This is a genomic window from Arabiibacter massiliensis (genome assembly GCF_902386925.1).
Lineage (GTDB): Bacteria > Actinomycetota > Coriobacteriia > Coriobacteriales > Eggerthellaceae > Arabiibacter > Arabiibacter massiliensis.
Window position 1 is genome coordinate 2,492,969 of the sequence record NZ_LR698996.1, and the last position, 19,707, is coordinate 2,512,675.

The window sequence follows — 19,707 nt, forward strand, 5'->3', positions numbered from 1 at the left end:
CTCGCTTTCAGCGAAGATGTTTGCGATTCCGCCGATATGATACCACCGCAGCTCCCGCCGCCGCAGCCAGAAGCGCCCCGAGCGCCCCTGCCCAGCCGCCCGCGCCGTCGCCCATGGGCGCGAGCGCCGTGGCGCTTCCGCCCGGCATCGCCGGCTTCGCAACAGGCGCGGCCGGCTTCTCTTCCGGCTTCACCACGGGCGTGTCCGGCTCATCCGGCTCATCCGGCGGGTCCACGGGTGGATTCTCCACGTCGGCCACGATCACGGCGAATGGCGTCACCGCGCTCACCTGCACCGTCGCCACGCCGTCGGCGACGGCGGCATCGAGGGCCACCATGCCGTCGGGAAGCTCCTGGAGCACCGTGACGTCGCGTCCCGCGAAGGCCGCCGCTACGGGAATTCGCAGCGTGACGCCGCCTCCCAACGCCGCCTGGCCCGACTTCCTCCCGTTCACGGGCAGCAGGGGCCGGTAGGCCGCCGTCATCTCGCCCAGCAAATCGGATGCTTCGGCATGCTGCAAGAGCGCGTCGTAGCTCGCGTCGCCTTCGGTGATGGGCTCGACGGAGAGCACCGCGCCCGCGTGGATGGTGCCGGTAAGCGAGACGCCGGTGGCCCCATCGGTTATCGTGCGCTCGATCATCGGGTCCTTCACCTGCGAAGGCAGCCCCGCGTTCGCGTCGCGCGACCAGGTCCACCAGTTCATGGCGCCGGTCGCCTTGGCGTTGAGCTGGTTGGCGAAGGACTGCGCGGTCATGGAATCCCGCTTCATCTCCGCGAGGCCGGCCTCGGGGTCGTCGCCCGCATCGCCGCTTCCGAACGCGCTGCCCGCGACGCCCTCGACGGCGTAGGCCGCGAACACGTCGTGGTGGTTCGCGCCGATGAAGCTGCCCGCTTGGGCGCCGCTCACCTCGGCGCCGGCGAAGTACGCGTTGTACACGTCGCCGGAGTTGCTCCCGATAAGGCCGCCCACCTGCTCGCCTGCGTACACGTTGCCCAAGGCGTAGCTGCTCCACACGCTCGATCCCGCCTCGGCCACGCCGACCAGTCCGCCGCCGTGCCCGCCGTTCGCGCTGGCGCGCACGTCCGCGCCCGACCAGCAGTTGAGCACCTGTCCGCTGTTCACGGCCACGAGGCCGCCCGCGTCGAGCCCTTCCACCGTGGCGCCGGCCTGCGCCGACCCCGTGGAGCAATCGACGATGCTGCCCCGGTTGAGGCCGGCCAGCGCGCCCACCGACTGGCTGGCGGGGTCGCCGCTGAAGTCGACGGCGCTCACCGCCACGTCGCGCACCACGCCGCCCTCGCCGATCACGCCGAAGATGCCGCCGTACCTCTGCGCGGCGAGCGAGTCCTTCGTCATGTCCATGGTGAAGCCGCTGATGCGATGGCCCGCCCCGTCGAACGTGCCCGTGAACGGGTGCGCCTCGGTGCCGATGGGCGTCGTCCACGCCGGGAAGGGCGCGGACGGGTTGACGATGTCGGCGGCCAGCCTGAACGTGGCATTCTCGTACGCTTCGGCGTGCTGCTCGTAAGCGGCGGCCACCTTTACCAGGTCGTCGAGGGTGCTCACCAGGTACGCCCCATCGGCGTCCTCGGAGAAGTTCAGCGGGTTGGCCGGAGCGACGCTCGACGTGGCCACGACGAACGCGTCCTGGAAGGGCATGGCGAACATGAAGCTCATCGCGCCGGGCCGGTCGGGATCGGCTGGCTGGTCGGGCTCGACCAGCGACGCCGCCTCGGGGGTGGCGAGTTTCTCCAGCACGTCGCCGTTCGCGTTCTTGAGCACGAGTGAATCGAGCATCGACGGTTCCGGCGCAACGACGGAGAGCTTGACGCAGGTACCCGCCGGCACCTTGTCCGGAAGGGCGTTGCCCGTAAGGTCGGTCATGACGATGTCGAGTCCGCTTCCCTCGGCGTTCACGTGCAGCTGGTAGGCCTCGCGCTTGCCCGTCTCCTGTGCCAGCACCACCAGCATGCCGGGGTCGTCGGCGGTGTCATCCATGGTCAGGCTGGTCTTCGCGCTCTCGTAGTCGCCGCTGGTCGGAATGGCGGTGCTGAAGAGGTTGAACGACGAGGAGTGGTTCTGCTCTTGGGTATTGGAGAGGGGTGCCGGGTCGACGTAGCTGTTCATGAGCACGTAGGATTCCTGGTCGATAGAGGCCATGCCATTGCTGCCCAGGAAGGAGGTGAGCGATCCTTCCGAGTTGGCATAGCTCTCCTGCTCGACCAGCGGCGCGAGGGCCGCGAAATCCTGCGGAAGCGAGTACACGCCGTCGCGGGTGGAAAGCAGGTTGTAGAAATCCTGGTCGGGCAGGCCGAAGCAGTCGTAGGTGGAAAGCGTGTTGGAGCGCAGCTTCTCCCAGTAGCGCAGGCCGTGGATGAGGTCGCCCTGCTTCTCGCCGTGCGAGACGCCCCTGCTGCCGTCGACCATCAGGTACGTCGCGCCCTTCACCGAGGCGCGGTACACGGGCATGGTAGGGGCGGTCTTCACCGCAGTGGCCGTGTAGTGCACCGTCGACGTGGCCTGGCCGTTGGGGTCGGGCGTGCGGTACTCGAACGTCCTGCTGGACGAGCTTTCGTAGTTGAAGTCGTACTCGGTTTGGAAGTCGTAGGGGCGCATGAGCGTGAGCAGGTCGGTGCGCGGCCATGCGGCGTCGCCGTCCTTGTTGGCGAACTCGGCCACGGTGAAGTTGATGTCCGCAGTGACGCGCTTGATGTTGGTGATCAGGGCTCTTTCGAGATCGCTCACCTTGTCGCGCCAGGCGTCGTTGTCCGGGTCGTTGCCGGCCTTGGCGCTCCAGTAGTCGTACTCCAGGCGCTGTGCGTAGACGATGACGTTCAGGTTGACCACCACGTCGTTGATGCCGGCGGTGAGCAGGGCGTAGCGCTGATGGTCGAAGGCGAGCGCCTCGTCGGCGTACTTGTCCAGGTTGTACAGGTAGCGATGGTTCGTGTAGTGGCCCATGTTGATGCCGTGGGTTTCGAGGGTGGTGAGGTCGCCTTCGTAGTCGAGCTTGTCGAACGCGGCCGCGAGCGCCCGTTCCGCCTGCTTCGCGCTTTCCAGGCGGGCAGACTCGTTGGTGGTGCCGATGGATGCGGAGTAGTCCTGCGCCGCCTTGATGAAGTCGTTGTAGGCGGTGAGCGCGGGGGCGTACACCGAGTCGCTCATCTTGACGATCTGCTCCCGCTGGCGCTCGATCTCGTTGAGCGTGACGGTTTGCTTGAGGTCGTTGAACTGCTGGTCGTTCCTGTTCTCGAGGTCGCTCATCTGCTTGCTCAGGTCGTTCACCGCCTGCAGGATCTTCTCGCATTCGTGCTCGATGCTGTTGGTGCCTCCCAGCAGGCCGTCGACGCAGTCGAGCACCTTCTCGAGCTCTTCTGCGCTGTTCGGATCCACGGCTGCGCCGAGCGCCTTGAACGCCGCGCCCTCGGCCAGGCTGAAGGCGATGCCGAATATCTTGTCGAGCGCCCAGTCGGCGGGGCCGGCCGCGGCGGGTATCGGGGTCATGGGGCCGACCAGGCTCAGCGCAAGCAGAAGGCAGAGCGCGGTGCGCGAGGGGCGGGATGTCTTCGTGCGGAGTCTCATGGGCGTGCTCCTCGTGTCGTACCGGTGCGCGGGAATGCGCACACTTATATACTCACGATAGCGGCACCCGCCGCCAAAAAACATCATCCAGGATGAGGTTTTGACGATAAACTCTCGTGTAATCGGCGCTTATTCTAGGGCCGCCTCGCGACGTGGCGGGTGTCTCCGGGGATCGAATCTGGGCAGAACCCACCGCTCGGTTGATATCCCCGATTGGCCCGGTTGATCACTTTCAACATTTTCGGTAAACTACATACTACATTTACGGTTAAATTTATACTACATTTTCGGTTTTACCTGTTGAATAGCCTATAAGAAAGTGGAGTACCAATGGAGATAGACGGCAACCGCTACCTTCCCCGGCTCATCGATCCCGTGGTCGATCTCCATCTGCGCGCGTTCGGGGCGGTGGAGATTGCCGGAACTATGTGGTCGGGCAAAACGTGGACGTCGCGCGCACATGGTAAAAGCAGGGTGACGTTCGACAATAAGCAGACGCGTGAGCTTGCGGAGCTCGATGTCGACGCCGTCCTCAAGGGCGAAGCTCCCCACATCGTCGACGAATGGCAGGAGGTGCCGCAGGTGTGGGATGCGGTGCGCGATAAGGTTGACGAGGCAGGCGGTAAGCGCGGCCTCTTCATCCTCACTGGTTCGTCGCGGCCGGTCAAGGGTAAAACACACCATACGGGATCGGGGAGGATATCAAGGCTGAAGATGTGGCCTATGGCTCTTTCAGAATCGGGGCATTCGGGCGGATCGGTCTCCCTCTCCGGTCTGTTCGAGGGCGCGTTTGAGTCGGGTCCCGTAGAAACAGACCTCGAGCAGCTTGCCAGGCTCATTTGCCGCGGCGGTTGGCCTGCGGCCGTCGACTTGGATGACGATGCAGCGCGTATCGTGCCAGGTCAGTATCTCGATGCCCTGTTCGCTAAAGAGGAAGAAAAGGCTCCGGGCACGGAGAGGGAGTTGAGGTTGTTTCTCCAATCTCTGGCGCGCAATGTGGGCAGCGCCGCCACTTTGGAAACGCTCGCGAAGGACATGGGGCTTGCCAAGAAGGGGAAGGTCACCGATGCCGACGCGCGCAGAATGAGCGCCTTCCTCGACTATTTCATCGGCCGCTATGTCGTGTGCGACTTGCAAGGATGGGATGCGCCCATCAAGTCGAAGGGCCGCCTGCGCACGAAGCCCAAGCACGGGTTCGCCGACCCCTCGCTCCCCGTGGCGCTTCTGGGCACCGGACCGGAGGCGCTTATGGGCAACCTGCAGCTCTTCGGGCAGCTGTTCGAGGAACTTTGCCTGCGCGACTTGCGAGTGTATGCCTCCGCTCTGCGCGAGGCGCAGTCCGATCCGCTGCGCTACTACCGGGATGCCGACGGCTTGGAGGTGGACGCCATCGTCGAACTGCGGGATGGCCGATGGGGCGGGATTGAGGTGAAGCTCGGGGCCGCGAAGGCCGATGCCGCGGTTCGGAACCTGCTGCGGCTGAAGAGGAAGATCGCCGCGAATCCAGCTGCTCGCAATCCCGAGCCGAGTTTTCTGCTCGTCCTTGTGGGAAAAACCGATTACCAGTACAAAACGCCCGAAGGCGTGATCGTAGCTCCTCTCACTGAATTGACTGCATAGCATGTACTGCTCTGCTGAATGGCAAACTCTTATAGTAAAAGGGCTGGTGGTATGGGGCGCTCCCAAGATAAGACCGAAGTGGGGAAGGCAAAGGCAGCGCGCGGGCGGCAAGGCACGGCGTCTGAAGCAGCGACCAGCGCGCGGCCCAGCGCGCAGCCCGTCGAGGCGCCCGAGCTCATCCTGAGCGAGAAGTTCGCGCCGGCGGCGCTGCCGGACGTATGCGCGCCGCGGCTGCGGGTGGTCGACGCGCTCGACCGCGCCGTGCGGCAGCGGCGCTTCGTGTACGTGGGCGCGCCGGCGGGCAGCGGCAAGACGGTGTCGGCGCTGTTGTGGCTCAAGCACGCGAAGCGGCCGTGCGTGTGGATAGGCCTCGACCGCTACGACGACGTGCCCTCGGTGTTCTACAAGCAGTTGGCAATGGGGCTCTACTCGGTGCAGCCGGACAACGCGGGCATGCGCACGGTGCTGGAAAGCCCGGCGTTCTCCGCGTCGCCTGTGGAGCACACGGTGCGGCTGGTGGCCGAGATGCGCCCGCTCAGGCGCCGCTTCGTGCTGGTCATCGACGATATGCACCTCATCGAGAACCGCGAGATAGTGAAGTCGCTGCCCGCCGTGCTGCGCCGCCTGCCCGGCGCGTTCGCCGTGCTGCTGCTGTCGCGCGCCCCGCTGCCTGGGGAGTGGCGCGCGCTCGGCGGCGCGGAGGGGCCGGCGGTGATGGGGGCCGACGACCTGCGGTTCGCGCCCGACGAGATACGCGGCTACTTCAACGCGCTCGGGCGTTTTCCCACGCCCGATGAGGCACGGCTCGTGCACGCGGCCACCGAGGGCTGGGCCATCGGCGTGGCGGCGCTCGCGAAGTCCGACCAGGTGGCGAAGGGCGACGGCCGTACGCTGTTCGCCAGCTACTTCGAGCGGCAGGTGTGGAGCGCCTGGGACGAGGGCCTGCGCGCGTTCTGCCTGGCCACCAGCGTGGCCGAGGAGTTCGACCCGGCGCTGGCGGCGCTTCTGAGCGGCCGCGACGACGCACGCGACGTGATGGAGCAGCTCGCGCGCACGAACACCTTCCTCTCGCGGCTGCACGGCGACACGTACCGCTACCACCACCTGTTCCGCGACTTCCTGCGCGACAAGGCGGCGGAGGCGGGGGTCGATCGCGCGGCGCTGTGCAAGCGGGCGGCCGAGAGCTTCCGCGCGGGCGGCGACTACACGCGGGCGCTGCGGTTCTGGTTCGAAAGCGGCGACTTCAGGGGCATGGACACCTACCTCTTGCTGTTCCTGTTCGAGAACGCGCACGGCTCGGTGGCCGACTACGCCGACTTCCTGCGCACGCTCGGCATCGAGGCGTTGCCCGACGAGGCGTTCCGGGTCTGCCCGCCGCTGCGCGTGCTGGCCGCGTGGTTCTTCTACCTCACCAGCCAGCGCGCTGCCTTCGAGCGCCACCTGGACGAGCTGTATCGCGCGCTGCCGCGCATCGCCGTGTCCGACACGCGGTTCGTGGAGTTCGCGCTTCTGGCCTACAGCGTGGACCACCGCACCACCATCATTGAGAAGGCGCGGAGGTTCTCGCTGTTCGGCCGGTTCGTGAAGCGCTTCACGCCGGCAGGGCTGGCCACGAAGATCGCCTCGTTCACGCACAACCTGCCCTATCCGCACCGCAGCAACGTGGACTACTCGGCCATCGCGCTGGAAGATGGCGGGTTCGACCTGCTCGGGCGCACGTTCAGACCGCTGCTGGGCGCGGAGTGGTGCTACATCCCCCGCCTCATCGAGTCGTGCTTCGCCTACGAGCGCAACCGGTTGGACGAGGCGCTGGCCGGCTTCGAGGCCGCTGCGGCCGCGCTCGTGCCGGAGAACCAGGTGGACGGCCGCGTGTGCATCATGGTGATGCGGCACGCGACGTTGTGGCAGCAGGGGCGCGACGCGGAGGCGGCCTGCGCGCTGGACGACCTGGCGGCGTTCACGCAGGTCGAGGCCGCGCACTTCCTGCCGAACCTGAAGGCGTACCGGGCGAAGCTCGCGCTGTTCGACGCCGATGCGCGCACGGCGCGGGCGTGGATGGAGGAGTATTTCGTCACCGGAGCCGAGCGCATCGAGCTCGTGCGCGTGTTCCAGCACTTCACCACGGCCCGCGCGCTCATCGTGCTGGGGCGGGCGGAGGAGGCCGAGCGGCTGCTGGGCGCGCTCCTGGAGTTCGGGCGCGGGTTCAACCGTCCGCTCGACGTGGGCGAGGCCGGCACGCTGTTGGCGGCGCTTCGGTGGGCGCTCGGCCGCAAGGACGAGGCCGTGGAAGCGCTGGCCGAGGCGCTGGAGGTTCTTGCGCCCTACGGGTTCTTCCGCGCGGCAGCCGACGAGGGCGCTGCGGTGGAGCCCGTGCTGAAGAGCCTGGCCGACCGCTTGGCGTGCCCGGGCTACAAGGGGTGCTTGGAGCGCGGCTTCGTGCAGGAGGCGCTGCTGGCGGCGCACGAGCGGGGCCGGCGCTTCCGCGGCGTGTGCGCGAACCTGGGAGCGCGCCGCGCCGACAAGCCGGTGAAGCTGTCGAAGCAGCAGAAGCGCGTGCTGGAGCTGCTCGCCCGCGGCCTGCGCAACGCCGAGATAGCCGCCGAGTGCGGCCTTTCCGTTCCCACCGTGAAGAGCCACATCGCTGCCGCCTACCAGAAGCTTGGCGTCCACAACGCCATGGACGCCATCCTCCGCGCCCGCGACCTGGGCCTCCTCGAGTAAGACGCCCGCGCGTCCTGCGTCATCCGCCAGGACGCATCTTCGCTCCAAAAACACGCCTCGTGCGCTGAGGCATGTTTTTGGAGCGAAGATTCGCCCGCGGCCCGCCCTCACCTGTTCTCGCGCATCGGGCGGCAGGGGTTGCCGTAGGCGATGGTGTTGGCGGGGATGTCGCTGGTGACCACGCTGCCGGCGCCGATGACGACGTTGTCGCCGATGGTCACGCCCGGCAGGATGATGGCCCCGCCGCCTATCCACACGTCGTCTCCCACGGTCACGGGCGCGCTCTGCGTTGTGCAGAACGCGATGCGGCCGTCTGCGCGCGGCGCGCCGAAGCGCTCGCGGGCGCTCGTGGGGTGGAAGGCCGTGTAGATCTGCACGTTGGGCGCGATGAGCGCGTTGTCGCCGATGCGGATGACGTTCGCGTCCAGAAACGTGCAGTTCAGGTTCACCTCGCAGTTGCGCCCGAAGAAGATGTTCTCGCCGTAGTCCACGAAAAACGGCGGCGTGATCCACAGGCCTTCGCCGAACCCGCCCAGAAGCTCCCGCAGCAGGGCCTCCTTGCGCGCGGCGTCCTCGGAGGCCGTGACGTTGAAGTCGCGCGCGAGGTCCTTCGCGCGGTGCCAGCGCGCCAGCAGCGCGGCGTCGCCGCAGTCGTACAGCTCGCCGGCCAGCATCTTCTCGCGCTCGGTGCGTTCCATCGGCGCCCTCCTTGTCCGCGCGGCCATGTCGTGCTCCCAGTATAGCCGCGCCCTGTGTTGATTTCGAGCGAGCGCGCCCGCGTCCTCGCGCATAATGCCTGACCAGCGGTATCATATACGCCGAAGAGACGAAGGCGGCCCGGGCGGCCGCCGCACGAGAAGGAGGATCCCGATGGACGCACGCGTGTACGAACTGCTGAACGACCAGATCAACAAGGAGCTCTACTCGGCCTACCTGTACCTGTCGTTTGCCGACTACTACGAGGAGGAGGGCCTCGAGGGCTTCGCCAACTGGTACGAGATCCAGGCGGCCGAGGAGCGCGACCACGCCATGATCTTCCGCAACTACCTGCATGAGAACGGCCAGAAGGTGAAGCTCTTGGCCATCGACCAGCCCGACAAGGAGTTCACCGACTTCCTCGCGCCGCTCGAGGCCGCCCTCGAGCACGAGCAGTACGTGACCAGCCTCATCAACGACATCTACGCCGCCGCGGCCGACGTGCGCGACTACCGCACCATGAAATTCCTCGACTGGTTCATCGAGGAGCAGCAGGAGGAAGAGGACAACGCGGACAAGATGATCACCCGCATGAAGCTGTTCGGCTCCGACGCCAAGGCCCTCTACGACCTCGACCAGGAGAACGCCGCGCGCGTGTACTCCGTCCCGAGCCCCCTGGCCACCGCCGAGTAAGCGCAACCCTCAACGCCCGGTTGTAGGCGGCCCGTCCCTCGATCAGGGCGCGGGCCGCTCTCCGTTCGTGCGCAGAAGCACGGCGTCGGAGTCGGATCGCAGCGGCGTTTCGCGGTGCCAGGCGGTCACAACTGCGCCACGGCGTGGTTACAATTTGCTTGTTCACCTGCACAAAAACGCTGGCGGGGGTTCGCAGTTCTCGGAAAAGGCGGTACAATGCGCCTAGTCCGACAGTTGGAACCACGCAATACGAACGAAATGACTATCTTCGCCAAGTAACAGTCTCGTGCGGTACTATTGCGGTTATCGCGCAAGCGATGGGCTAGTGGGCAACTCAAGAGGAGCCAAGCGATACTGTCGGTATTCCTTTCGATGAGGTCGGGGGCTTGCGAGCTCCCGACCTCGTTGTTTCGGGATGCCGCCTCACGGGGCGATCGAATGATTTCACGCCGAGCCGCAGCGTACGATGCGGCGATCACGCAAGGAGGGCGCATGCAGACCGCGCTTCTTTGGGCCGCCGGGGGAACCGGCTTCACGTTCCTCATGACCACGCTGGGCGCGGCGTCGGTCTTCCTGTTCCGCAAGCGCGACAGCAAGCTGTTCCAGCAGGTGTTTTTGGGCTTCGCCGCCGGCGTCATGATAGCGGCGTCGGTGTGGTCGCTGCTCATCCCCGCCATCGACCAGGCCGAGGAGGCCGGGCAGATAGGGTGGATCCCCGCGGCGGGCGGCTTCGCCATCGGCGTCGCCTTCCTCATGGTGCTCCACCAGCTCATCCCGCACCTGCACCCCGGCGAGGACGAGCCCGAGGGCCTGCCCAGCAAGTGGGAGCGCCCCACGCTGCTGTTCACGGCCGTGACGCTGCACAACATCCCTGAGGGCATGAGCGTGGGCCTCTTGTTCGCCATGGCGGCGCAGAACGGCGGCGACCCGGCCATGTTCGGCATGGCGGTGGCGCTGGCCATCGGCATCGGCATCCAGAATGTGCCCGAAGGCGCGGCCGTGGCGCTGCCCATGCTGCAGGAGGGGATGGCCCCGCTGAAGGCGTTCGGCCTAGGCGCGCTGTCGGGGCTGGCCGAGCCCGTGTTCGGCATCCTGGTGGTGCTGTTCGCGGGACTCATCTCGCCGTACATGCCGTGGATGCTGGCGTTCTCGGCGGGTGCCATGATGTACGTAGTGGTGGAGGAGCTCATTCCCGAGGCGCACCTGGGCGAGCACACCAACGCCGGCACCCTGGGCGTGATGGCGGGCTTTTTGGTGATGATGGTGCTCGACGTGGCGCTGGGGTAGGGAAGGCCGGCAGACGAGAAACGCCCCGGCGCTTGACCGGGGCGTTTCGGATGCAGGTGGCTTTACTGCTGCTCGGGCGGCGCGGGCGGAACCGGCGGCTGGGGAGCCTGCGGCGCGGGCTGCTGCGGCACCTGAGGCGGGTACGGCTGGCCCGCGTAAGGCTGGCCCGGATAGGGCTGCGGCGCGTAGTATCCCGGCTGGAGGTAGGCGGGCTGCACGGGGTTCCGCAGCCTGTTCAGGTACACGGCCATCACCACCAACAGCACGACGGTCACGATGCGGCCGGTCAGAAGCGCGGCGATCGCACCGGCGATGGACCATCCGAATGCGGCGCCGATCTTGTCCGGCTGGCCGTAGCGGCGAATTCCCAGGATGCCCGCCACCAGCGTCACGGCCGAGCACAGGATGCTGCCGAGCGTCAGCACGACGCCCAAGCCGATGGCGAACGACCCGAGGGCCGCCACATCGCGGGAATCCATGTCGTAGCGGTTGAGCTCGTCGACGACGGCGGGGTCCGAATCGATGGTGGCGATCTCGTTCAGCACGTACGGATCGTTGAGCGCGGCCCCTCCCACGCCTAGGAAGAACATGACCACGAGCATCCCCGCGATGGCCAGCGACGACAAGACGATGACCGCTATGCTCAATCCGCGCACCATTCGCGCATCAGAGCTGTACATGACGGACTCCTTTCAAGGAAGGATCAAAATGATTACGTGCGATATAGTACGATATGATGCGAATAACAACGATGCTGTTGCCAAGTTGAAAGAGAGATGATTGGCCCTATGGAGAATTTCGAATTCGTCTCGCCCACGCATTTCGTGTTCGGCCGCGGTGCGGAAGAGCAGGTGGGCGCGAAGCTGGCCGAGCGCGGGGCGAAGCGCGCGCTCATCCACTTCGGCGGGCAGAGCGCTCTTGCAAGCGGGCTCATCGACCGCGTGAAGGCGTCGCTTGACGCGGCGGGCATCGAGCACGTGGAGCTGGGCGGCGTGCGGCCGAACCCCGAGATCAACCTGGCGCGCGAGGGCATCCGCCTGTGCAAGGAGCACGGCGTCGACTGGGTGCTCGCCGTGGGCGGCGGCTCGGTCATCGACTCGGCCAAGGCCATCGCCGTGGGCGCGCACTACGACGGCGACGTGTGGGATTTCTTCGAGACGAAGCAGCAGACCACCGACGTGTTGCCCATCGCCGTGGTGCTCACCATCCCGGCCGCCGGCAGTGAGGCGTCCAAGAACACCGTCGTGTCCAACGACGAGCTGCAGATGAAGTCGGGCTACCCCAACAACGCGCAGCGCCCGAAGCTCGCGTTCATGAACCCCGAGCTCACCTTCACGCTGCCGACGTTCCAGACGGCCGCCGGCCTCACCGACATGTTCTGCCACCTGCTCGAGCGCTTCTTCGACGACGTGGGCGCCGTGCCGGTGACGGACAACCTGAACCTGTCGCTCATGAAAACGGTGCGCGCCGAGGCGCCGCGCGTGCTGGTGGAGCCCGAGAACTACGACGCGCGCGCCAACGTCATGTGGGCGGGCATGCTCTGTCATCAGGGCCTCGCCGGCGTCGGTCGCCACGAGGATTGGGCCACGCACGGCCTGGAGCACGAGCTTTCCGCGCTGTATCCCGAAATCACGCACGGCGCGGGCCTGGCCGTGATGTTCCCCGCGTGGATGGAGTTCGTCTACGACGCCAACCCGGCGCGCTTCGCCTACTACGGCCGCGAGGTGTTCGGCCTGGCACCCACCGGCGACGTGGAGGCCGACGCGCTTTCCGCCATCGACGAGACGCGCAGCTTCTTCGCCTCGCTTGGCATGCCCACGACGCTGGCTGAGCTGGGCGTGGCCGAGGACGACATCGAGAAGCTCATCCCCACGCTCAAAGCTAACAAAGGCGAACCCTTCGGCACCTTCAAGAAGCTCACCATGGACGACGCGAGGGAGATCTACCGCATTGCGCTGTAAAGTGCCGTTGGTCTTTCGAGTTTGAAAGCCTTGATAAGTAACAGGTTTCTGCCATCAAGGTAAATGCCAGCAGGTCGAGTTACTCCTTCGCTCGACCTGCCGCGGTAGAAGCGCGCCTCGTCGATGTCCTCAGTCTAAGCGGCTGCAGGCCTGTGCCCGAATTCCCCGTTTTGCATAGGAATTCGGGCACATATTCAGCTGTTCGGCGCTATTTGAGCTTCTCGCCCAGCTTGCTCCCGCAAAGATAGCCGGAGGTGATGGTATTGGACATGCCTATGCCAAAGCCTACGTAGGTGTCGTTGAATAGGCTGCTTCCTGCCTCGTTGCCCACGGCGTATAAACCAGGTACGGGGATGCGGTTTTCATCAAGCACTTCGTAGTCGGCGTTGACCAGGAGCCCGCCCCATGAGCACAGGTTGTTCTCCTCGGCGATGACGGCGTAATACGGTCCTGCGCCCATCGGCACCAGGTACTTGCCGCTTTTGCCGAATTGGGTGTCCGATCCGCTTTCGCAGAACTGCTCGTATTGCTCGAACTGCGCAACGAAAATATCGGGATCCATACCGGCCGCTTGGGCAAGTTCTTCAGGAGTGCTGCCCTTGAAGCCTGTTCCGGTTTCAACCATTTTGTCGAACACTTCGGTAATTTTGGTCCAAGGTGTATCAAGTTCAAACTGCGGCTTGTATTCCGGGGGCAGGCCGGGGCTGTAATCGACGTTCAGGCCTGCCAAACCCTCGCTTTCCAGCGTGTTCATCATGTCTTGAGAGACGATGACGTAATGGAAAGACCCTTGGTACGCGCTTGAGTTCGCGGCGGGAACCGCATCAAGCACGAGCGCTTCGTTGCGGAAACGAGCACCTGTGGCGCCCACATTCAGGAAGTTGGCAACATAGGTGGCGATCATGGGATATTTTGCCGGGAAAGCATCGAACTCATTGATGATTTTATCGGTAGCTCGTGCGAGCGTCTGGTGCAGCATCTGTCCACCGAAGTTCCCGGGTTTCTGCGCGCCAGCCGCCCATGCCATCTCAAGCCCTTCTCCGATATTCTGGGGAAGGCCGGCAAACACGCCCTCGAAGCCAAATGCGGCTTTCACCATGGCGGCGTTTGCCCCATATCCTCCGGTTGCGATGACCACGGCCTTTGCGTCGATCTGGATTCCCTTGCCGGAATTGTCGACTGCTACAATGCCCGTCACTGCCCCCTCCTGGTCAAGAACCAGTTGTTTAGCCGTGGTTCCCTTCAGAACCTCTCCGCTTTTCACAACGGTGCGCTCAAGCATGGACTCAAACAGCTTGGGACGTTCGGCGTAGTCGGGAAGCGCGGTCATGCCCGCCCCCATGCCGAGGTAGGTGAAGTTCCAGCCATTGTCGCGCATCCAGTCGATGGCCTGTCCTGCAGAGTTCACCAGCTGGCGAATAGCGGCGGCGTCTACACGCCAATGGGCGTCTGCCACCCACTTCTCGATGACGGGTTCGGTGTCTGTTACGTCGCCCGCCTCGGTGGCGTAGGCGCTATTGTAAGCTGACGGAGCCCACGATTTGTTGCTCGCTCCGCCGATCGTGTCTGTCTTTTCGACGAGAATAACTTTAAGGCCCAGTTCAGCTGCGCGAGCGGCCGTGTTTGCCCCCGAGCATCCCGCGCCGACCACCACGACGTCGCACGACTTTGTAGTGGCTACGTCGATGCTTTCCGATGTGCACCCCGGCAGCGTTGACGCCAGGTCAACATTGAGGAGTTGGGCCAAGTCCGGTGCATCGACGCTGCCAGGCGAGGCGGATGCCGATGAAGACGTTGAGTTTGCCGCAGTCGTCTTGTCATTTGGCGCGCATCCGGCCAAACCGAGCGCTGCCACAACGCCAGCGGATGCCGCACCTGTCAAGAAGCTGCGGCGAGTAAGTTTGCTGTGCATGGTTCCTCCTTGCGTCGTGCCTGTTTTGATGTTGGTTGCCTGGCTGCCCTTCCTTGCGGGCATCCGACACGATCCAACGCAGCGCATAGTGCTCTTATCGCCGCTCTTGCAATAGACCCCGCTGGTGGGGTTTTGAAGTTTTCCCACGTGAGAAGCTTGAAGGGCCTATCGATTTTAGGAAAAGCCATCGCTATACTGGCCTCATGGCAAGGGGGTTCAAAGAAGGGGAACGGTCTATGCTGAAAGAATTTATCGGCAATGGTCGCGGACGCACGCTATTCATCACGATGATTGCCGGATTCGGTTTGCTTTGTTTTGTCAACGTTGCGTGCTTCTTCCCTCAATCAATTTTGGCGCAGGGCGTCTCAACCGAAGCATATCGCTCGTATAACTTCGCGGCGGGGATATCTTCCTCGCTTGCCGCAGTTGTCTATGGTCTCGGAACGCTCAAGGCTCCCTGTCAGGTATTTTTCCCAGGGGCGCTGTGCGGTTGTCTGCTAACGCTTGCGGGTGTGGTTCTCATGACCCTCATACCTAGTGAGGAAACCTCTTCGTACGCGGCACTAGCGGGCGGGTTGTGCGGCGTGGGTCTGGCGTGCGCGATGGTGTTCTGGTTCGGAATGCTCACGTTCTTGCCCGAACGGCGGGCGATGTTTGCTCAAGGCTGGCAAGCTTTATTGGGTGGGTTGTTGTTTGGGGTGGTCCACCTCTTTCCACTTCAGGTTATGCGGGTTTTGGTTCTAGTGTGCATCGTCATCTCGTGCGGGTGCGTCGTTGCGGCGTGGCGGGTGGCGAGGTGCCAAGTCTTGGAATCGCCTTGGGCTGATCCTGGAGCACGCGGAGCATCTTCCTTCGGCTCGCTTGAATCGGTCCAGGCAACGTTGCCGCCGGCGGTTGGTTTCGTCATCGTTTCTTTTTTGTATGGCGCCCTGACCGCAGTGGCCATGGCTCCCGCGCCGCTGGGCTCTCCCTCCGCGTACTTTGTGGTTGTATGGGGATCCCCCTGCGGTGCAACGGCCTTCCTCCTTTGGGCGCGTTTCAGTAAAACGCGAGTATACGAGGTGGCTTTGCAGGCGGTGTTCGGCGTGCTTGCCTTGGTGATTGTTCTGGCTTCGTTCGATAGTATGGTTTTCGGCCTGGCCATGGGATATCAGGTATGCGGGCTGCTGTTTTACTCGCTTGTTATCGATGAGTTTTCAAATCGCCGCAAGCTTGCCGTTGCTCTTGTCGCCTCCGGTTATGCGTTGGTTCATCTTTCATTTTTGATCGGGTTGTTCCTTCCGGGGTGTTTCGACATCACGTCGCACGAAACGTTTATGAGCTCAACCCCGCTCGTCATCTTTCTGGCTTATGCGGTGTTCGGAGTGCTGCTCCTCGTGATACGGCAGAGGGAGAGGTACAGGTTCCACCGACTTGAAGAGGAGCTGAGCCGTCAACGCGAAGAGCAGGAGGACTTTCGCCGCACCATCGTGGGTTCGTCCGACGAGGAGCGCGATGCAGCCTGTCGCGAAATCGGGAGGACGTGCGGCCTTACAAAACGAGAGACAGAGGTGCTTTGTCTGCTTGCGCGCGGGCGTGACGTACCGTTCGTGTGCAAAGAACTGTATTTGGCTCGCAACACAGTGAAAGGCTACACCAAACGAATCTACGCCAAGCTCGGAATCCATTCCAAGCAGGAACTGATCGACTATGTTGAGCAAACGAGGAAGCGGTAAAATCGGAGGACCTCGGCGATGTCTGCCCGGAAGATGTTGCTGGTCAGCCATGCCGCCGCACCGCAACGCGATGCGGCGGCGGGCGGTTCTAGACTGACGATTATTCGGCCAAACGCTTAGCCAGCAGGTAGGCGAAGACGACGCATCGACTATGGCTTATGCCGCTGAACTCGTGAGGGTACGAATCGCTGAACATGTCGCCCGAGCAGTTGCCGAGGGCGTAAAGCCCGGGAATCGGTAGGCCGGAGGCGTTAATGACCTCGGATTGCGAGGTTACGCGCAGGCCGGAAACAGTTACAAGGTTGGCACCGCCCTCTTCCGCCGCGTAGTACGGGCCCTTTGCGAAGGACATCATCATGCCGGTGTCGGCTCCCCAATCAAGGTCCTCTCCGAGCTCATGGAGTTCGGTCATCCGCTCGAATGTGGCTTTGAGGTTGGCGGCGTCGATCCCCGTTTTCTCGGCAAGCTCCTCGATGGTTTCGGCTTGGATGATGATGTCCTCGGCGTCTTTCGCGAGATCATCTGGTTCGCGTTTTGCAGCTGACATGGTGTAGCTCCGGTATGAAGTGCTCTCTATCGCGCTTGAGAGGGTTTCTCCGGCTAGCACGATGTAATCGCGTCCTCCCGATTGGCGCATGATCGCGTTCGCGACGTAGTTCGGGGCTGTGCACTCGTTCACGAATCGTTGTCCGGCCATGTTGACGCGGGGGAATCTGAGCGAAAGAAGCGGGGACGATTTCTTCGCCACGACCGAACCGCCGGGATCGCGCATCATCACGTGCGGGTAGGGATCCATGACTCCTCCGACGGATTCGCCCATCAGGTGGCCGTCGCCGGTGTTCTCGGTGTTGGGGAGGCGCCATGCGACAACGCACAGGTCTTCGGGCCTCATGCTCTTCTGGAGCATCTCCCAGTTGTTCTCGTAGCCGCCCGTGCAAAGGGCCACCCCTTTACCTGCAAGCAGCTTGCTGTAGCTCCCGCTTTTGTCTTTGGCAATTACGCCGGTGACTTTTCCGTCGCCATCTTGCGTGAGCTGACAAGCCGGGGTGTCGAAGCGAACAACGGCCCCGTTCGCCTCTGCGAGTTCGAGGAGGGCCTGCATCATCGCTTCGAGCCCTTCCTCGAACTGGATCTGGTCGTTGTAGGTGACGATTCCGTTGAAAACGTCTGTCGCGCCGCCGGGCTGGTTGAGGTAGGCGGTCGCTTTGCCCTTCACGGCGTCGACGAGCCAGTCGACAGCTTCCCCGTTGTGCTTGATCCACGTTTTCCACAGGTCGATGTTGCAGCGATACAGCGAGGACTTCAGCGCATCGTTGAAGTATGCGTCTTCGTCGAACTCGATCCCGGCTTCCTTCACGAGCTTGCAGCTGATGGAGCCGATGTCATGGCCGCGCACGTTGAAGCTCGACGTTTTTTCGAGGAGCGCCGTTTTCAGCCCGTTCTGCGCCGACGCTGCCGCCAGCGTCAGCCCGGCGATGCCTGCTCCGCACACTACTAGGTCGTACTCTTCGGTTGAGCTGATCTGGTCGTCTTGCACGGGGTCGCTCACGTACGCCACCGTTCCCGCCGGTGGAGGGAAGTACTCGTACTGGACCCCCGTGGCCATACCCTGCATTCCCGCTGGCTGCGGCGTGGCTTCGGCTTTCTGCGGCGCGGGGTCGCTCCCTTTCGTCGGCGTGGTCGGCGCGCACCCGGCCAGCCCCATGGCGGCGAGCGACGCGATGCCGCCTGCTACAAACGTCCTTCTCGTGAATCCCCTTTGCATGATGTCTCCTCTCCGGCTGTGCGATTTGCCTCCTTTGCGGGCAACAGCTATTCTTCTCGGAGAGGGGGAGCGTGTATTCATGCAAGGCGGATGATTTTTCTCATGCGTTCCCTTGTCATGCGATAAGAATGAGAAGGGGTGAGGAGTTTGCGGGAGGGATGCGAAGCGCCGACAGGGCGTGTCTACGACGTACGTGTGCTTGCGCTCACCTTGTCGTTTGCGCTGTTCTGGGCTGGGCACACCGTCGTGAACTATGTTCCCATGGTCGGCGATGACGCGGCCGGCGGCTCCTGGTACGTGAGCAACGTTTTCATGTGCGTTGTCTACGTCGTCGCCATCGTCTTCTCCAAAAAGCTTCAGCTGCGGTTGGCTTCCACACGGTTCGTTTGCGTCGTTGTGGCGCTCCAGATCGCTTCCATCCTCCTGCGGTCGGGCTTCCCCGTCGCTTCATCTGACGGAGACCCCTTGTTCGTGCCTCTCTTTTTCGCGCAGCACGCCTTGATGGCCCTTGGGACGGCCGGCTATGCGATGGTGCTGTTTGATAGGTTCTGCTGCCTGGAGGGTTCCTCCGACAGGCGTTTCGCAATGCTGTTCGGCACGCTTATGTCGTTTTTCTTTTGCCTGGCGGCGACAAGCCTCGACGCTTCGATCGGTCGGGTGCTTGCACTCGCCTTCCCCGCGCTGTCGGCGCTTGTTCTCTTGCGCTATGTGCCTGCCTGCGATCCGGTCGAGGGGGAGCCCTGCATCGAAACGCGGTCGCGGCGGCCTGCGCCCGGCTATCTGAAGACACTTGCCATGATTTTCGTCTTCGCGCTGTCCTTGAATTTCATACGCATCGCCGTGGAAAGTTCGACGGGAACTGCCGAAGCCGGGCGAGCGGGTGGTTTTGCCGAGATCGCGCTTGTGCTCGCAGTGATAACGGTCATGGAGTTCGCTTTCAAAAAACCGGCTTCCGTTGCGGTGCCGTTGGCCCTCATCACCCTGATCACGTTCGCGATGCTTTGCGTTTTGATGCGCGTCCGTCCGCTGTTCGGAGTCGCTTCGGCGTTTGCCGCGGCGGGCTATTTCTATTATGTGACGCTTCTTTGGAGGATCGCCGCCGATCATGCGCGAGGGTCGTCCAACCGGGTAGGCGTCATGGCGGTTGCATTCGCCGTGAACGCTTGCGGACTCTTTTTCGGAACGGTCGCCGCGCATGTGACCCTTGCTCTGCCGGAGACTTCGAGCCTCGTGGTGTCGCTTTGCATAGCGTACTTGGTGTTTGTGGCGGGGTTCGTATTGTCGCGCTTGGACTACTTGGGCGTGCGGCGTGGGGAAGAGGGCACGCCGAGGTGGCGGGGCGCGTATGAGGGCGAAGGCTTCGAGCGCGCATTGAGATCCATAGCCGATGAGTACGGCCTCACGAACAGGGAGCTCGAAACCCTTCGGCATGCCGTCTCGCGAAAAGGATACAAGGCCATAGCCTCGAGCATGGGCGTGTCGGAGAACACGGTCAAGACCCATGCCGCCCACATATATCAAAAGCTCGACTTGCACTCGAAAGACGAACTCGCCCTGTTCGTCGAAAAACGCATGAAGGAGCACGGAGCGAATCTTCGCGAGCCTTGAGTCCGACAAACGCGTATTCGGGAGAGGGACTCGCGAAGCTATGCACCAGATTTGCGTCTGTGCGAGCTGTTGCATGAGGCTAACTCGTTGGAGGGCTTTCTGTGATTCACGCGACCAGGCACGATGCGAGCTTCACGCGAGAAAAG

12 protein-coding genes are annotated in these 19,707 nt (G+C 63.6%); 7 read left to right on the forward strand and 5 right to left on the reverse strand.

The window, feature by feature from the left end:
* Positions 1 to 7 precede the first annotated feature (7 nt).
* Positions 8 to 3,583, reverse strand: coding sequence for a hypothetical protein (locus tag FX134_RS10600; protein WP_080801507.1), 3,576 nt, complete (start codon positions 3,581 to 3,583; stop codon positions 8 to 10).
* Between the two features lie 330 nt (positions 3,584 to 3,913).
* On the opposite strand from FX134_RS10600, the gene FX134_RS10605 reads away from it, so the two are divergent.
* Together FX134_RS10605 and FX134_RS10610 are read left to right on the forward strand one after the other, a co-directional pair.
* On the forward strand, positions 3,914 to 5,203 hold the full coding sequence (locus FX134_RS10605) for an ATP-binding protein (protein WP_080801509.1): 1,290 nt from the start codon (positions 3,914 to 3,916) through the stop codon (positions 5,201 to 5,203).
* 51 nt (positions 5,204 to 5,254) lie between these two features.
* Positions 5,255 to 7,924 carry a LuxR C-terminal-related transcriptional regulator gene (locus FX134_RS10610; protein WP_080801512.1) on the forward strand — a complete coding sequence of 890 codons (2,670 nt, stop codon included), beginning with the start codon at positions 5,255 to 5,257 and terminating at the stop codon, positions 7,922 to 7,924.
* Positions 7,925 to 8,031: 107 nt separating this feature from the next.
* On the opposite strand, the gene FX134_RS10615 is transcribed toward FX134_RS10610, so the two are convergent.
* Entirely contained in the window at positions 8,032 to 8,622 is a 591-nt protein-coding gene (locus FX134_RS10615) for a sugar O-acetyltransferase (protein ID WP_080801514.1), read from the reverse strand.
* A gap of 172 nt (positions 8,623 to 8,794) precedes the next feature.
* Here FX134_RS10615 and FX134_RS10620 point away from each other — a divergent pair, with 172 nt between their 5' ends.
* The gene (locus FX134_RS10620) at positions 8,795 to 9,313 is read left to right on the forward strand and encodes a ferritin (protein ID WP_080801516.1); all 519 of its coding nucleotides are present in this window, start codon (positions 8,795 to 8,797) and stop codon (positions 9,311 to 9,313) included.
* A gap of 492 nt (positions 9,314 to 9,805) precedes the next feature.
* Entirely contained in the window at positions 9,806 to 10,600 is a 795-nt protein-coding gene (locus tag FX134_RS10625) for a ZIP family metal transporter (protein WP_080801521.1), read from the forward strand.
* Between the two features lie 62 nt (positions 10,601 to 10,662).
* Here the strand turns inward: FX134_RS10625 and FX134_RS10630 are convergent, their stop codons facing one another.
* Entirely contained in the window at positions 10,663 to 11,280 is a 618-nt protein-coding gene (locus tag FX134_RS10630) for a hypothetical protein (protein ID WP_143412181.1), read from the reverse strand.
* Positions 11,281 to 11,388: 108 nt separating this feature from the next.
* Between FX134_RS10630 and FX134_RS10635 the strand changes: the two genes are divergently transcribed.
* Complete coding sequence (locus tag FX134_RS10635) at positions 11,389 to 12,561, forward strand: iron-containing alcohol dehydrogenase (RefSeq protein WP_080801525.1); 1,173 nt, start codon at positions 11,389 to 11,391, stop codon at positions 12,559 to 12,561.
* Between the two features lie 208 nt (positions 12,562 to 12,769).
* Here the strand turns inward: FX134_RS10635 and FX134_RS10640 are convergent, their stop codons facing one another.
* Positions 12,770 to 14,473 carry an FAD-dependent oxidoreductase gene (locus FX134_RS10640; protein WP_080801528.1) on the reverse strand — a complete coding sequence of 568 codons (1,704 nt, stop codon included), beginning with the start codon at positions 14,471 to 14,473 and terminating at the stop codon, positions 12,770 to 12,772.
* 236 nt (positions 14,474 to 14,709) lie between these two features.
* Between FX134_RS10640 and FX134_RS10645 the strand changes: the two genes are divergently transcribed.
* A complete protein-coding gene (locus FX134_RS10645; RefSeq protein ID WP_172623456.1) occupies positions 14,710 to 16,188 on the forward strand; it encodes a LuxR C-terminal-related transcriptional regulator in 1,479 nt (492 codons plus the stop codon).
* 100 nt (positions 16,189 to 16,288) lie between these two features.
* On the opposite strand, the gene FX134_RS10650 is transcribed toward FX134_RS10645, so the two are convergent.
* Positions 16,289 to 17,953, reverse strand: coding sequence for an FAD-dependent oxidoreductase (locus tag FX134_RS10650; protein ID WP_172623457.1), 1,665 nt, complete (start codon positions 17,951 to 17,953; stop codon positions 16,289 to 16,291).
* 195 nt (positions 17,954 to 18,148) lie between these two features.
* Between FX134_RS10650 and FX134_RS10655 the strand changes: the two genes are divergently transcribed.
* Positions 18,149 to 19,561 carry a helix-turn-helix transcriptional regulator gene (locus FX134_RS10655; protein ID WP_143412182.1) on the forward strand — a complete coding sequence of 471 codons (1,413 nt, stop codon included), beginning with the start codon at positions 18,149 to 18,151 and terminating at the stop codon, positions 19,559 to 19,561.
* Positions 19,562 to 19,707: the final 146 nt, after the last annotated feature.